At 72.3% G+C, this 13,595-nt stretch carries 14 protein-coding genes; 5 read left to right on the top strand and 9 right to left on the bottom strand.

Features of this window, described 5'->3' with window-relative positions; genetic code table 11:
- Positions 1-1,377, bottom strand: a 1,377-nt coding sequence (locus I0C86_RS40030) for an ATP-binding protein (RefSeq protein ID WP_196206530.1), incomplete at its 3' end; no start/stop codon positions are given.
- Between the two features lie 288 nt (positions 1,378-1,665).
- Between I0C86_RS40030 and cbiE the strand changes: the two genes are divergently transcribed.
- From cbiE to cobF, 3 genes are read left to right on the top strand one after another with little or no spacing between them, the layout of a single operon-like run.
- Positions 1,666-2,892 (top strand): precorrin-6y C5,15-methyltransferase (decarboxylating) subunit CbiE, encoded by a 1,227-nt coding sequence (gene cbiE, locus I0C86_RS40025; protein ID WP_196206526.1) that lies wholly within the window; start codon positions 1,666-1,668, stop codon positions 2,890-2,892.
- A complete protein-coding gene (gene cobM / locus I0C86_RS40020) occupies positions 2,889-3,659 on the top strand; it encodes a precorrin-4 C(11)-methyltransferase (protein ID WP_196206525.1) in 771 nt (256 codons plus the stop codon). Before cbiE ends, cobM begins: the two co-directional genes overlap by 4 nt.
- Positions 3,660-3,662: 3 nt before the next feature.
- A complete protein-coding gene (gene cobF, locus I0C86_RS40015; protein ID WP_196206524.1) occupies positions 3,663-4,436 on the top strand; it encodes a precorrin-6A synthase (deacetylating) in 774 nt (257 codons plus the stop codon).
- Between the two features lie 62 nt (positions 4,437-4,498).
- On the opposite strand, the gene I0C86_RS40010 is transcribed toward cobF, so the two are convergent.
- The 7 genes from I0C86_RS40010 to I0C86_RS39980 form a co-directional block, all read right to left on the bottom strand.
- Positions 4,499-4,981 carry an NADPH-dependent FMN reductase gene (locus tag I0C86_RS40010; protein ID WP_196206523.1) on the bottom strand — a complete coding sequence of 161 codons (483 nt, stop codon included), beginning with the start codon at positions 4,979-4,981 and terminating at the stop codon, positions 4,499-4,501.
- The gene (locus tag I0C86_RS40005) at positions 4,978-6,042 is read right to left on the bottom strand and encodes an aldo/keto reductase (RefSeq protein ID WP_196206522.1); all 1,065 of its coding nucleotides are present in this window, start codon (positions 6,040-6,042) and stop codon (positions 4,978-4,980) included. Before I0C86_RS40005 ends, I0C86_RS40010 begins: the two co-directional genes overlap by 4 nt.
- A 10-nt stretch (positions 6,043-6,052) precedes the next feature.
- On the bottom strand, positions 6,053-7,408 hold the full coding sequence (locus I0C86_RS40000; RefSeq protein ID WP_196206521.1) for an LLM class flavin-dependent oxidoreductase: 1,356 nt from the start codon (positions 7,406-7,408) through the stop codon (positions 6,053-6,055).
- Between the two features lie 22 nt (positions 7,409-7,430).
- Positions 7,431-8,195, bottom strand: a complete 765-nt coding sequence (locus tag I0C86_RS39995) for an ABC transporter ATP-binding protein (RefSeq protein ID WP_196206520.1) — start codon at positions 8,193-8,195, stop codon at positions 7,431-7,433.
- Positions 8,171-9,175 carry an ABC transporter permease gene (locus I0C86_RS45310; RefSeq protein ID WP_323374148.1) on the bottom strand — a complete coding sequence of 335 codons (1,005 nt, stop codon included), beginning with the start codon at positions 9,173-9,175 and terminating at the stop codon, positions 8,171-8,173. The genes I0C86_RS39995 and I0C86_RS45310 overlap by 25 nt, the downstream gene beginning before the upstream one ends.
- Before the next feature lies 1 nt (position 9,176).
- Entirely contained in the window at positions 9,177-10,262 is a 1,086-nt protein-coding gene (locus tag I0C86_RS39985; RefSeq protein WP_196206519.1) for an ABC transporter substrate-binding protein, read from the bottom strand.
- Positions 10,263-10,327: 65 nt separating this feature from the next.
- Positions 10,328-10,822 carry a flavin reductase family protein gene (locus tag I0C86_RS39980; RefSeq protein ID WP_196206518.1) on the bottom strand — a complete coding sequence of 165 codons (495 nt, stop codon included), beginning with the start codon at positions 10,820-10,822 and terminating at the stop codon, positions 10,328-10,330.
- A 252-nt stretch (positions 10,823-11,074) separates the two neighbouring features.
- On the opposite strand from I0C86_RS39980, the gene I0C86_RS39975 reads away from it, so the two are divergent.
- Together I0C86_RS39975 and I0C86_RS39970 are read left to right on the top strand one after the other, a co-directional pair.
- Entirely contained in the window at positions 11,075-11,251 is a 177-nt protein-coding gene (locus tag I0C86_RS39975) for a hypothetical protein (protein WP_196206517.1), read from the top strand.
- Positions 11,252-11,672: 421 nt separating this feature from the next.
- Positions 11,673-12,617: a sulfite exporter TauE/SafE family protein gene (locus tag I0C86_RS39970; protein WP_196206516.1), complete on the top strand. Its 945-nt coding sequence runs from the start codon at positions 11,673-11,675 to the stop codon at positions 12,615-12,617.
- Positions 12,618-12,704: 87 nt separating this feature from the next.
- Here the strand turns inward: I0C86_RS39970 and I0C86_RS39965 are convergent, their stop codons facing one another.
- On the bottom strand, positions 12,705-13,580 hold the full coding sequence (locus tag I0C86_RS39965) for an META domain-containing protein (RefSeq protein WP_196206515.1): 876 nt from the start codon (positions 13,578-13,580) through the stop codon (positions 12,705-12,707).
- Positions 13,581-13,595 lie beyond the last annotated feature (15 nt).

Here is a 13,595-nt window from a genome sequence, read left to right as displayed (position 1 = left end):
ACCCGCGCCGATCCCGGGTACGACGAGCAGCCTGGCCCGGTACGGCTGGTCCGCCGCGAGCGCCCGGCCAGCGGTCGGGGCGGACTCACGGCCCTGCCGTGGCTCGTCCGCCGCGTCGGACCCGCCGGGGTCCCCCGGCATCCGGAGGCCGTTCGACCCGCCCGCCCCGGCACCGGTCTGCGCCGCCGGCGAGGTCTCCGACGCAGGTGCCGTCTCCGGAGCCGACGGCATCTCCCGCTCGATGTCGTCCGGGGTCGGCGAGCCGCCCGGTCCGCCCGGGTCGGGATCGTCCGGGCCCGGCCCCTGCGGTGGCGGATCGGTTCCCGGCGGCGGGCCGTCCGGCTGGTCCAGTCCGGCGTCGGCCAGCGCCTGGTCCAGCCGTTCCTGCTCGATGCCCGGCGGGTCGAACGGGTCGCGGCGGCGCCGGTGCGGCAGGGCGAGCCGGGCCGCGGCCCGGATGTCGGTGGCGGTGACCCGGGACCGGCCGCTCCAGGCCGCGTGCGCCATCGCGGTACGGGCGGTCACCAGGTCGGCCCGCATGCCGTCGACCTCGAACGAGGCACAGAGGGTGGCGATCCGGTGCAGGACGTCGTCGTCGAGCCGGACCGAGGGCAGCAGCCGGCGGGCGGTGGCGATCCGCTCGGCCCGCTCGGCGTCCGCCGGGGCGTACCGGTCGGCGAAGCCCTCCGGGTCGGCCTCGTAACCGAGTCGTCGGCGGGTCACCTCCGCCCGCACCGACGGGTCCCGGCTCGCCGCCACCTCCACCGTCAACCCGAACCGGTCCAGTAGCTGCGGGCGGAGTTCGCCCTCCTCGGGATTCATCGTGCCGACCAGGACGAACCGGGCGGCGTGCGCGATCGACACTCCCTCCCGTTCCACCGTGGCCCGACCCATCGCCGCCGCGTCGAGCAGCACGTCGACGAGGTGGTCGTGCAGCAGGTTCACCTCGTCGACGTAGAGCAGTCCACGGTGTGCCGAGGCGAGCAGCCCCGGCTCGTACGCGGTGACACCGTCCCGGAGCGCGCGTTCCAGGTGCAACGCTCCGAGCACCCGGTCCTCGGTCGCGCCGACGGGCAACTCGACCAGCCGGGCCGGTCGGGTCACCGCCGTACCGCCGGGCTGCGTGCCGCCCGACGAGACGCCGGGTTGTGTGCCGCCCGACGTACCGCCGGGATGTGGTCCGTCCGGGCAGGTCGGATCCGGTGCGGCCGGATCGCAGGAGAAGCGGCAGCCGGGAAGCACGGTCACCGGCGGCAGCAGCGTGGTGAGCGCCCGCACGATGGTGGACTTCGCGGTGCCCTTCTCGCCCCGGATCAGCACCCCGCCGATGGCCGGGGAGACGGCGCTCAGGGTGAGCGCGAGCACCATGTCGTCCATTCCGACGACGGCGGAGAACGGGTACGACCGCACGGGCAACCTCCTACCTCGCGGGTGTCCACGCCCGCGACCGGTCCGGTACCGCGTCGTCCGGGGGGACCGACACGGGACGGGGGCGGAGTGTCTGGCTTCCGACCCGCTGGTCGGTCACAGTGGCGGGACCGCCCCGGATTCGCCGGTCTTCGCAGACCGACCCACCGGAGTTCCTCGCCGCGCCGTCGCCGCCGATGATGACACAGCCCACCCAGCAGGGCACCATCGGCGGCGGGTCGGCTAACGTTCCGCGTCGTGACCGCGACGAGTGCCAGGCCTGGGCTGACCGTGGTCGGGATCGGCGCGGACGGCTGGGACGGGCTCGGCGAGACGGCCCGCTCCGCGCTCCGCACGGCCGAGGTCGTCCTCGGCGGACGCCGGCAACTCGACCTGCTTCCGTCGGACCTGCCGGCCCGGCGGGTGAGTTGGCCCAGTCCGATGCTGCCCGCCCTGCCCGGCCTGCTCGACGAGCACGCCGGGCGACGACTCTGCGTACTCGCCAGTGGGGACCCGATGTGGTTCGGTGTCGGAGCGCACCTCGTCGACCTGCTCGGCGCCGACCGGGTGAGCGTGCTGCCGCATCCGTCGTCGATCACGCTGGCCTGTGCCCGGCTCGGTTGGCCGGTCGAACGGGTCACCGTGGTCAGCGCCGTCGGTCGCGACCTCGCCCGGATCCGCCGGGTGCTCTCCCCCGGTCGCCGGATCCTGGTGCTCAGTGCCGACGCGGCGACGCCCTCGGCACTGGCCGGTCTGCTCACCGACGCCGGCTACGGGGCGAGCGCGGTGACGGTGCTGTCGTCGCTGGGTGCCGCGCGGGAGAACCGGGTCGACGGGATCGCCGACGCCTGGGGTCATCCGCCCGGCGATCCGTTGAACATCGTGGCGGTGCACGCCACGGCGGGACCGGACGCGCTGCTCCGGTCGACGGTGCCGGGCCTGCCCGACGAGGCGTACGACCACGACGGCGCCCTCACCAAGCGGGAGGCGCGGGCACTCGCCCTGTCCCGGCTCGCCCCGGCCCCCGGCGAACTGCTCTGGGACGTGGGCGCCGGATCGGGCAGCATCGGCATCGAGTGGTTGCGGACCGCGTCGACGTGCCGGGCGGTGGCGGTCGAGGCGAGGTCGGACCGGGCCGAGCGGATCGCGGCCAACGCGGCGGCGCTGGGCGTACCGGAGCTGCGGGTGGTGCGGGGCCGGGCCCCGGCGGCGCTGGCCGGGCTGCCGGCGCCGGACGCGGTCTTCGTCGGCGGCGGACTGGCCACCGAGGGTGTCCTCGACGCCTGCTGGGCCGCGCTGGTGCCGGGCGGCCGGCTGGTGGCCCACGCGGTGACCATCGAGGGGGAACGCGAGCTGACGACGCGGGCGGCCCGGCTCGGCGGCGATCTGACCCGGCTCGGCATCGAACGGGCCGAGCCGCTGGGCAGCTTCACGGCCTGGCGTCCGGCCCGCGCCCTGGTGCAATGGATGGTGGGAAAACCTTGACTGTCACGTTCATCGGCGCCGGGCCCGGTGCCGCCGATCTGATCACGGTACGGGGACAGCGGGTGCTGGCCCGTGCCCAACTCTGCCTCTACGCCGGCAGTCTGGTTCCGGCCGAGCTGCTCGACTCCTGTCCTCCGGACGCGGAGTTGGTCGACACGGCGGAACTCACCCTGGACGAGATCATCGCGCTGATGGTCGACGCCCACCGGAGCGGCCGGGATGTGGCCCGGCTCTGCTCGGGTGACCCCTCGATCTACAGCGCGGTGGCCGAACAGATGCGCCGGCTCGACGAGGCGGACGTGCCGTACGAGATCGTGCCCGGCGTACCGGCCTTCGCCGCCGCCGCCGCGAGCCTGCGCCGGGAGCTGACCGTGCCGACGGTCGGGCAGACGGTGGTGCTGACCCGGGCCCAGTCCCGATCGACCGCCATGCCGGCCGGCGAGGACCTCGCGATCCTCGGGGCCAGCCGCGCGACGCTGGTCCTGCACCTCGCGGTCGGCCGCGCCCGGACGATCGCCGAGCAACTCGTGCCGCACTACGGCGTCGACTGCCCGGTGGCGGTGGTCGCCCGGGCCAGCAGGCCCGACGAGGTCGTCCTGCGAGGCACCCTGGCGGACATCGCCGACCAGGTCGAGCGGGCCGGTGTACGCCGGACAGCCGTGATCATCGTCGGGCAGGTACTGGCGGCCGAGGGCTTCCCCGACAGCTACCTCTACTCCGCCGGCCGGGACCGGTCGGCGAAGCGGCCGGTCGGTCAGGGGACGTAGCTCATGCGGAAGATCCTGGTCATCGGAATCGGCGCGGGCGACCCCGAACAGCTCACCCTGGAGGCGGTCCGGGCACTCGGCGAGGTCGACGTCTTCTTCGTCCTGGACAAGGGGGCGCAGAAGCAGGACCTGGTCGGGCTGCGGCAGGAGATCCTCCGCCGGCATCCGACGAAGTCCGGGCACCGGGTGGTGGAGCTGCGCGACCCGGACCGGGACCGGAGCGATCTCGGCACCGCCGGCTATGTCAGCGCGGTGGACGACTGGCGCCGGCGGCGGGCCGAGTTGTTGCGGGCACTGATCCGGGACGAGGTCCCCGAGGACGGCTGTGGTGCCTTCCTGGTCTGGGGTGACCCGGCACTGTACGACAGCACCCTCGGCGTCGTCGAGGAGATGCTGGCCGACGGAACCGTCCACTTCGACTACGCGGTGATCCCCGGGGTGAGCAGCGTCTCGACGCTGGCCGCACGACACCGGATCGGGCTGAACCGGGTCGGTCGGCCGTTCCAGGTCACCACCGGAAGACTGCTGGCCCAGGGCTGGCCGTCGGAGGTGGACGACCTGGTGGTGATGCTGGACGCGCACTGCACCTTCACCCGGGTCGCCGAGCCCGACGTCGACATCTACTGGGGGGCGTACCTCGGTACGCCGGACGAGATCCTGGTCGCCGGCCCGCTCGCCGAGGTCGGACCCCGGATCGTGGACGTACGGCGGGCCGCCCGGGAGCGCAAGGGCTGGATCATGGACACCTATCTGCTGCGGCGGCGCCGACCGGAGTGAGCGATCCGGGAAGGAGGATCGCCGACAGCCGACGCCGTGACGACCCTCCGGCCGCCCCCGGTTCAGACCCGGTCGGCCAGGGCGGCCACGTACCGGTCCGGCACACCGGGATCACCCAGGTCCGCCTCCGTCACCGCCAGCCCGGGGCGTACCTGCGCACCCAGCTCGGCGAGCAGACCCCGCAGGTGCCGCCCCGACTGCTCCGCCTGCTCCCGGTTCGCGCCCACCGTCACCGGCACCGCCACCACCCCGGCCAGCCCCTGGTGCGGCAACCCGTCCAGGAAGACCTTCAACACCCCGGTGTAGCTGCCCTTGTAGGTCGGCGTGGCCACCACCAGCACCCGGGCGGCGCGGGCCCTGGCCAGCCCTCCGGCCACCCGCACGTCGTCCGGGGCGAGCAGCGCCGGCCCGTATTCCGCCAGGTCGACCACGACCGGCGACGAGACACCCTCGCGCCGGGCGACCGCCGCACCCACCGACTCGGCGAGCACCCGGGTACGAGACCCGGGGCGCGGATTACCGGAAACGACGACGACCTCGCTCATGCGGTCCTCCCGTCGACGCCGCCCGGACGCTCCGAACGGCGGCGCTGCGCGGGCTCGGCCAGGGACGGCGGCAGGTATCCGGCGTCGGCCGGATTCAGCGTGGTACCGGGCGGCACGATCTCGTCGATCCGGTCCAGCACGTCCCGGGACAGCGTCACCTTGGCGGCGCCGAGCTGGGACTCCAGGTGTTCGATCGTGCGTGGCCCGATGATCGCCGAGCTGACCGCCGGATGCTCCAGGACGAAGGCGATGGCCAGGTGGATAAGCGACAGTCCGGCCTCCTCGGCGAGCGCCGCGATCTGCTGCACCGCGTCGAGCTTCCGCACGTTCGCCGGCAGTCGCGGATCGAACCGGGCCGGAATGCGCTCGGCCCGCCGGGAGATCGGCTCGGTCAGCCCCGGGTGGTAGCCGCCGGCGAGCCAGCCACCGGCGAGCGGGCTCCACGGGATCACCGCCAGGCCGTACCGCTGGGCCACCGGAAGCACCTCGCGCTCGATCCCCCGGGCCAGGATCGAGTACGGCGGCTGCTCGCTGACCACCCGCTCCCGGCCCCGCCGCTCCGCGATCCACTGCCCCTCGACGATCTCCGAAGGCTCGAACGTGGACGTGCCGAGGTAGCGGACCTTGCCCTGCCGGACGAGATCGCTGAGCGCACCCAGGGTCTCGTCGAAATCGGTCCCCGGCTCGGGCCGGTGCACCTGGTAGAGGTCGATCCAGTCGGTGCGCAGCCGGCGCAGGCTCTGCTCCACCTCCCGGATGATCCATCGCCGCGAGTTGCCCCGGTGGTGCGGATTCTCGCCGATCTGACCGTGGAACTTGGTCGCCAGGAAGACCTCGTCACGACGGCCGTCGGCGAGGGCCTTCCCGACGATCTCCTCCGACTCGCCCTGGGAGTAGACGTCGGCGGTGTCGATCACGTTGATGCCCTCGTCGAGGGCCCGGTGGATGATCCGGATGCCGTCGGCGTGGTCCGGGTTTCCCCGACTGCCGAAGTTCATCGCGCCCAGCGTCAGCGGGCTGACGAGGACGCCGGTACGGCCGAAGGGGCGGTAGTCGACCATGTCACTGCTCCTAGGAGACGAGGACCGGCACGGCGGCGCCGCGCTGGAACTGGTTGGCGGGCCGGGGCAGCCCGTAGTGGTCCCGCAGCGTGCGGCCGGTGTACTCGGTCCGGAACAGGCCACGCCGTTGCAGGATCGGGACCACGTGGTCCACGAACGCGACCAGTCCGGAGGGCAGCACCGGCGGCATGATGTTGAACCCGTCGGCGGCTCCGTGACGCCACCAGTCCTCGATCGCGTCGGCCACCTGCTCCGGGGTGCCGGCGAAGGTCCGGTGCCCGCGACCGCCACCGAGCCGCCCGATCAGCTGCCGGACGGTCAGCCGCTCCCGGCGGGCCAGCGCCACGATCAGGGTACGGCGGCTCTTCGCGCCCTCGATCTGGTCCTCGTCGGGTAGCTCCGCCGGCAGTTCCCGGTCCAGGTCGAGGTCGTCCGGTGGGATGCCGAGCGTGGTGGCGAGTTGGCGCATGGCGTACTCGGGCCTGATCAGCCGGTCGAGTTCGTCCTCCAGGTCCCGCGCCTGCGCCTCGGTGCCGGCGATGACGGGCACGATGCCCGGCAGGATCCTGATGCCGTCCGGGTCCCGGCCCACCGCCCGGGTCCGGGCCTTGAGATCGGCGTAGAAGGCCTGCGCCTCGGCCAGCGTCTGCTGTGCCGTGAAGACCGCCTCGGCGTACCGGGCGGCCAACTCCTTGCCGTCGGTCGACGAACCGGCCTGCACCAGCAACGGATAGCCCTGGGGTGCGCGCGGTACGTTGAGCGCGCCGGCGACCTTGAAGAACCGCCCGACGTGTCCGGGCGGGAAGATCCGGTCCTGGTCGCCCCAGATTCCGGCCGCCTTGTCCCCGAGCGGGGCGTCGTCGGCCCAGCTGTCCCAGAGTTTGCGTGCGACGTCGATGAACTCGGCGGCCCGCTCGTACCGGTCCCGGTGTGCGGGCAGGTCGTCCAGGTTGAAGTTGCGGGCCGCGTCCGCACCGGCCGTGGTCACGATGTTCCAGCCGGCCCGGCCGCCGCTGACGTGGTCCACCGACGCGAACCGCCGGGCCAGGTTGTACGGCTCGTTGTACGTGGTCGAGGCGGTGGCGATCAGTCCGATGTGTTCGGTCACCCCGGCCAGGGCGGTGAGCAGCACCGTCGGCTCCAGCGCGCCGGACGGCCGACGGCCGACGTTGTTCCACAGCACCGGACTGTCGGCGAGGAACAGCGAGTCCAGCTTGCCGCGCTCGGCGATCCTGGCCAGTTCCTGGAAGTGCGCGACGTCGGTGTGCGCGAACGGGTCGCTCTCGGGCAGCCGCCAGGCCGCCTCGTGGTGCCCCACCCCCATCAGGAACGCGTTGAGGTGCAGGGTGCCGCTCCGCTTGGTCATGACGCCGCCTCGCTCTGCTCGCTCATGGGATCGTCCCTTCGTCCGTGGTCACCCCGAGCGCGGCGAGCAGCCGCTCCCGGTACTCCAGAAAGCGCGGATGCCGGTGCTGACGCGGGCCCGGCAGTTCGATGGCGGTGTCGACGGTGATCCGGCCGGCGTCGAGCACCAGTACCCGGTCGGCGAGCGCGACCGCCTCGTCGACGTCGTGGGTGACGAGCAGCACGGCGGGTCGGTGTCGTCGGCACAGCTCCCGCAGCAGACCGTGCATCCTGATCCGGGTCAGCGCGTCCAGCGCGCCGAACGGTTCGTCGGCGAGCAGCAGCCTGGGCTCGCTGACCAGTGATCGGGCCAGCGCGACCCGCTGCTGCTCCCCGCCGGAGAGCTGGTTGGGCCAGGCCCGCTCCCGCCCGGCGAGCCCGACCTCGGCCAGCCGCTCCAGACCCCGCTGCACCGCTCCCGGCCCGCTCAGCCCGAGTACGACATTGGCGAGCACCCGCTGCCAGGGCAGCAGCCGGGCGTCCTGGAAGATCACCGAGGAGTTCTCCGGTACCTCGACCCGCCCGTCGCCGGCCACGTCCGGATCGAGCCCGGCCAGGGCCCGGAGCAGGGTGCTCTTGCCCGAACCACTTCGACCCAGCAGGGCGACGAACTCGTTCCCGCCGATCTCCAGGTCGAGGTCGTCCAGCACCGTACGCCCACCGAACCGACGGCTCAGCCCGCGTACCCGGACCACGGGGTCGAGCCCGGTGGAGTCGTCGAGGGTCAGTCCGCCAGGGTGCGTCGCCATGACAGCGCCCTCCTCTGCACCAGTCGGACGGCGCCGTCGGAGAGCAGTCCGAGGATGCCGTAGAGAACCAGCCCGACGATGATGATGTCGGTCTGGCCGTACTGCCGGGCCAGCTCCATCATGTAGCCGATCCCGCTGGTCGAGTTGATCTGCTCGACGACCACCAGGGAGAGCCAGGCGGAGACGACGGCGAAGCGCAGCCCGAGCAGGAACCCGGGCAGCGCGCCCGGCAGGACCACCCGCCGGACGAACCGGCCGGGGCCGAGCCGCAGTGCCTCGGCGAGTTCGACGTAGCGCTGGTCGATGGTGCGCAGTCCGTTGTGGGTGTGGATGTAGACAGGTACGAAGACGCCGAGGGTGATGGTGACGATCTTCATCTGCTCGTCGATGCCGAGCCAGAGGATCAGCAGCGGCAGCAGCGCCAGCGCCGGAATCGCCCGCTTGATCTGCACCGGTCCGTCGATGACCGCCTCGCCCCAGCGGCTGAGCCCGGCGGTCAGGGCGAGAACGGTGCCGATCAGGACCCCGAGGGCCAGCCCGAGCCCGGCCCGCTGGGTCGAGACGAGCAGGCTCTCCTGGAGCCGGCCGCTGGCGATCAGGTCGCCGCTGGTGGTCACCACCGTCCACGGTGCCGACAGGGTCCGTTCGTCGAGCACGCCGGTCAGCGAGCCGAGTGACCAGACCGCGAGCAGCAGCAGCGGCCCGAGCGCGCTGCCGAACGGGATCGGGCGGCCCGGTCCGAGCCGCCGTCGGCGGCGGACCGTGGACTGCCGTCCTGCGGACCTCGCCGCCGCCCGACGTGTCGTCGTCGCCCGGCTCGTCGCCCGAGTCGCCGGGCTTGCCGGATCCGTTGCCGGGCTTGCCGGATCCGTTGCCGGGCTTGCCGGGGCCGGCGCCGGGCTTGCCGGATCCGTTGCCGGGTCCGCCGGGGCCGGCGCCGGAGTTGTTCGGGCGGCCACCGGATTCACCTGGGTCGTCACTTCAGGCCCTCCCGAACGCGGTGGCGCCCACCGACTCGTAGCGGCGGTCGTACAGGTCGGCGGCGTTCAGGGACCTGTTGCCGGTTTCCTTGGCGAGCAGGTCGATGGTCTGCTGGTGTCGGGCGATCACGTCCGACCAGCTCGCCGGGATGTCCGGTACACCGGCGTTGTCGACCAGCCACTGACCGTCCTCACGGGACAGACCCTGGTTCTTCACGTAGTACCTGTCGATCCACTCGTCCGGGTTCTGCTCGATCCACACCCAGGCTCGGGCCCACGCCTGGACGTACTCCCGGATCGCCGCCGCCTTGGCCGGGTCCTCGAGGGTCTGCGCCCGGACGTAGAGGTGGCCCGGGTCGTCCCGGAGGCCGTGCGAGATGGTGGTGCCGCCGTCCCTGGCGTACTTGGCCAGGTAGCGCTTGACGTTGATGCCACCGATCGGTGCCACGTCGACCTGGCGGCTGGCCAGCGCGGTCGGATAGACGTCCCCGGTGCTGGCGAGCTCCACCAGTTTGACGTCGCCCTTGGTCAGCCCGGCCTGGTGCAGCACGCGCAGCACCAGGGCGCCCTGGGCCTGGCCGGGGCTGTAGGCGATCTTCCTGCCGCGCAGGTCGGCGAGGCTGGCCACGCCGGCTCCGGGCGCGACGCCGAGCTGGTAGATCGGGTGGTTGATCGGATCCTGCCGGAACTTGGCCGCGACGATCTTCGTGGGCTGCCCGGTCCAGGCGGCGTGGATCGGCGGTATGTCGGCCACCGAGCCGATGTCCAACGCATCCGCCCGGAACGCCTCCAGGGTCTCCGGGCCGCCACTGATGTTCGCCCAGGAGACGTCGAAGCTCAGCTTCTCCGCCTGGCCGGAGAATTCGATCGCCTTCTGCAGTTCCTTGTCGCCGACCCGCAGCACCGTGCCGCTCGGCACCTTCGCCGGCAGCGGCGCGTCGAGGGCCAGTCGGACGGTGGGCCGGTCGTCTTTCGCGCAACCGGCAAGTCCGGCGGCGGCGACGCCGAGCGTGGCCGCGAGGAAGGTACGCCGGCGGAGCACCGACGGTCCGGACAACTGGGGAGCGGAGCGGGGCGGAGGTGACATGGGGAACTCCTGTGCGATGGGCCCGACGGGCCGGCGGAGTGACTCGGAGGGGAGGGCGGTACGGGTCAGGAGGCGAGGGACGCGTACCGGCCCATGTGGTAGAGCAGCGGCGCTTCGTCCTCGGTGTGTCCGCCGACCAGTGGTTCGGCCAGCACGATCGCGTGGTCACCGGCGACCACCCGCTCCACGACCCGGCACACCAGCCAGGCGACCGGCCCGTCCAGCAGCGGCACGTCGTACGGGCCGGGCCGCCAGCCCTGATGTGCGGCGAACCGGTCGATGCCGCTGGTCGCGAACGTCCGGGCCACCTCGTGCTGCCCCTGCGCCAGCAGGTGTACGCCGACGTGTCCGGCGTCGGCCACCGTCGGCCAGCTCGACGACGTGCGGGAGAGGCAGAAGGAGACCAGCGGCGGGTGCAGCGAGACCGAGGTGAACGACGTCGCGGTGAAGCCGACCGGCGGCTGGCCGGCCGCGGTCACCACGGTCACCGCGGCGGCCTGCCGGCGGAGCAGGGACCGGAACCGCGTCGCGTCGATCGGTGTCAGGTCGGTAATGGTCATGACGTCTCTCTCCTAACCGTCCGGGAGTACTGCCACGGTCGGCGGCAGTCGGGCAGCGACCATCCCCGGTACCGGTCCGCGATGCGGGTGGCAGCGACGGCCGGTACCGGCGGGGTGGTTCACGAAGGCGGAGTTGCCCGCACGGCGATGTGCGGCGGGATGACGTTGACGAAGGTCAGCGGGTGTCGGCCCGACGACGCGGCCGGCGGTGTGCCGGTCCGGTCGTGGTCAGCGGGGACAGCCTGCGCTGGCGTGACGCGCCAGATCGATGTGCAGGCGGCTGACGAGGTGGAGGATGTATCGCCGCTGCATGTGATCTATCCTCCGCGTCCGATTGGCCAGGGTCAACGACGTTCCACATTCTGGAAGGCAGTCATCCGCGCTCTACTCGGCGGCCACCAGCAGTCGGCCGTTGTTGCGGGAAACTGACCAATATTGCAGCTCTACTTGACATCTCGGCGACTCCACAGTGGCCGCGCTCGCCGATCAGATTACCTATTGAATCGATGGGATTTTAGATATATCTGTCGCCGTCCGGCGACATCCTCGGCGACACGGTGCCCGCCGGTCTTGCCTCATCCCCATCAAGGTCTTAATCTCGATCGAGATAGTAGGGTTTTACGAGCGGTGCTCACCACAGGGCGGCTACGGCAGTGGTCGTCCCGGTCCAGCGAGGGATCCCGATGCCGTGTATGCCTCAGCTCGTAGCGACCACGCGGTCCAGGCGATGTCAGGCATCGCCAGCCACCCGGGCACCGACGGTGCCGCGACGGACCTGCTGACCAGGCAGCGACGCCCGATCGGCTGACACCCCCATCGAAACCTCCATCCCCGGACTGGTGGTAGCCAGATGCGAAAACTCCTCCTCCTCGCCCTCGTCGGCCTCGGCGCCCAACTCGTCGACGGCAGCCTCGGCATGGCGTACGGCGTGACCTCGACGACCCTGCTGCTCGCCATCGGCACCAACCCGGCCGCCGCGTCGGCCACGGTCCACCTCGCCGAGATCGGCACCACCCTCGTCTCCGGTGCCGCGCACTGGAAGTTCGGCAACGTCGACTGGAAGGTCGTTGCCAAGATCGGCATACCGGGTGCGGTCGGCGCCTTCGCCGGCGCCACCTTCCTCTCCGGCCTCTCCACCGAGACCGCGGCGCCACTGATGTCGGTGATCCTGCTGGCCCTCGGCCTGTACATCCTGATCCGGTTCACCACGTTCGGCCTGCCCAAGGGCAACCTCGGCAAGCCGCTGCGCAAGCGCTTCCTCGCCCCGCTCGGCATCGTCGCCGGCTTCGTCGACTCCACCGGTGGTGGCGGCTGGGGCCCGGTCGGCACTCCGGCCATCCTGGCCAGCGGCCGGCTCGAACCACGCAAGACGATCGGCTCGATCGACACCAGCGAGTTCCTCGTCGCCGTCGCCGCCAGCATCGGCTTCTTCGTCGGCATCGGCTCGGAGAACCTCAGCTTCACCTGGGTCGCCGCGCTACTCATCGGCGGCGTCATCGCGGCACCGATCGCGGCCTGGCTGGTCCGGCACATCCCGCCGAGGGTGCTCGGCTCCGCGGTCGGCGGAGTCATCATCCTGACCAACATCCGCACACTGCTGCGCAGCGACTGGATCGACGCCGGCGACAACACGCGCTACGCGGTCTACGCCGTGATCTACGTGGTCTGGGCGGCCGCGCTGGCGTACTCCATCCGGGCGTACCTCGCCGACCGCGAGCAGGAACGGCTCGATCTCGAAGCCGCCCCGGATGGCGCGACGGCGGACGACAAGAAGGCCTCCGCCCCGGCACAGTGACCACACCGGGTGGGGCCGGCGGCCATACCGTCGGCCCCACCCGGAGAGCACCACCGCACCTGCCGACCCCCGCTCGACCTGCCCGGGTCAGGCTCTGCGGAGCCTGCCGATCTCGCCGCCCCGGGCGTCGAGGAGCACCAACACGTCGCCGTCCAGCCCGGCCCGCCAGGCGTCACCGAGCCAACTCCCCACCGGAACGCTGGCGCAGCCGACCAGGGTGCTCGGTCCGGTGGTGGCGAGCAGGGCACCCGCCGGGCCGGCGACCCACCGCCCGCTCGTGCCGTTGCAGCCGTCGGAGCCGCTCCACCCGCCATCCGCGCCCAGTTCCACGTACGCCTTGGGCGCTCGACCGCCGATGGGCACCCAACGGTCGACCAGCCCGGCGCGGGTGGCCGGAAGCAGGGTGGCCGGCAACTCCACCGCCGGTGCGAAGGACCGCCGCACCTCGTCGGTGACCACCGGCGGCTCCACCTCGGACGGCGCCAGGTTCGGCCCGGCCGTCGGCGTGGCACCGGGCAGCAGCCGAGCCGTCTGGTCGCCCTGGTCGTCCACGAGGATCCGGCCGTCCCCGTTCGATCGGAACCCGCTTGCCCGACTCAGCCAGCCCGGAGTCGATTCGAGAGCGCAGCCCTCGGTCCCGTCCGGCCCCGAGAGTCCGAACAGCCCGACGACGAACAGGCCGTTCGGGTCGGCCCGCCAGGAGCCGAGCCACACCCCGCACCGGTCGAACAACCGCGCACCGTCCGATGCGAGACGCAGGATCGCCCCCTCCCCCTCGTCCGCCTCGGCCACGCTCCACGAGCCGATCAGACCGGCCGGATCGGCCGGTGCCGGGGAGGTCGTACCGGACTCCAGCGGCGTGGGTGGGGCCGAAGCCCCCTGGTCCGGACCGCCACGGTCGGCGCACCCCGCGAGCAGCGTCCCGGCCACGAGCAGCATCATGGCGTACCCGGTTCGTCTCATCAGTTTCCCCTCGTC

The organism is Plantactinospora alkalitolerans, from assembly GCF_015690345.1.
Taxonomy (GTDB): Bacteria; Actinomycetota; Actinomycetes; order Mycobacteriales; family Micromonosporaceae; genus Plantactinospora; species Plantactinospora alkalitolerans.
Note: the sequence above shows the minus strand (reverse complement) of the source record. Positions and strands in the feature narration are given on the sequence as shown.

Coding starts and splice junctions, on each gene's coding strand:
- I0C86_RS40005 (WP_196206522.1), bottom strand. CDS start 6,042: ATGGTCGACTACCGCCCCTTCGGCCGTACCGGCGTCCTCGTCAGCCCG.
- I0C86_RS40000 (WP_196206521.1), bottom strand. CDS start 7,408: ATGACCAAGCGGAGCGGCACCCTGCACCTCAACGCGTTCCTGATGGGG.
- I0C86_RS39995 (WP_196206520.1), bottom strand. CDS start 8,195: ATGGCGACGCACCCTGGCGGACTGACCCTCGACGACTCCACCGGGCTC.
- I0C86_RS39965 (WP_196206515.1), bottom strand. CDS start 13,580: ATGAGACGAACCGGGTACGCCATGATGCTGCTCGTGGCCGGGACGCTG.
- I0C86_RS39970 (WP_196206516.1), top strand. CDS start 11,673: ATGCGAAAACTCCTCCTCCTCGCCCTCGTCGGCCTCGGCGCCCAACTC.
- I0C86_RS39980 (WP_196206518.1), bottom strand. CDS start 10,822: ATGACCATTACCGACCTGACACCGATCGACGCGACGCGGTTCCGGTCC.
- I0C86_RS39985 (WP_196206519.1), bottom strand. CDS start 10,262: ATGTCACCTCCGCCCCGCTCCGCTCCCCAGTTGTCCGGACCGTCGGTG.
- I0C86_RS40010 (WP_196206523.1), bottom strand. CDS start 4,981: ATGAGCGAGGTCGTCGTCGTTTCCGGTAATCCGCGCCCCGGGTCTCGT.
- cobF (WP_196206524.1), top strand. CDS start 3,663: ATGCGGAAGATCCTGGTCATCGGAATCGGCGCGGGCGACCCCGAACAG.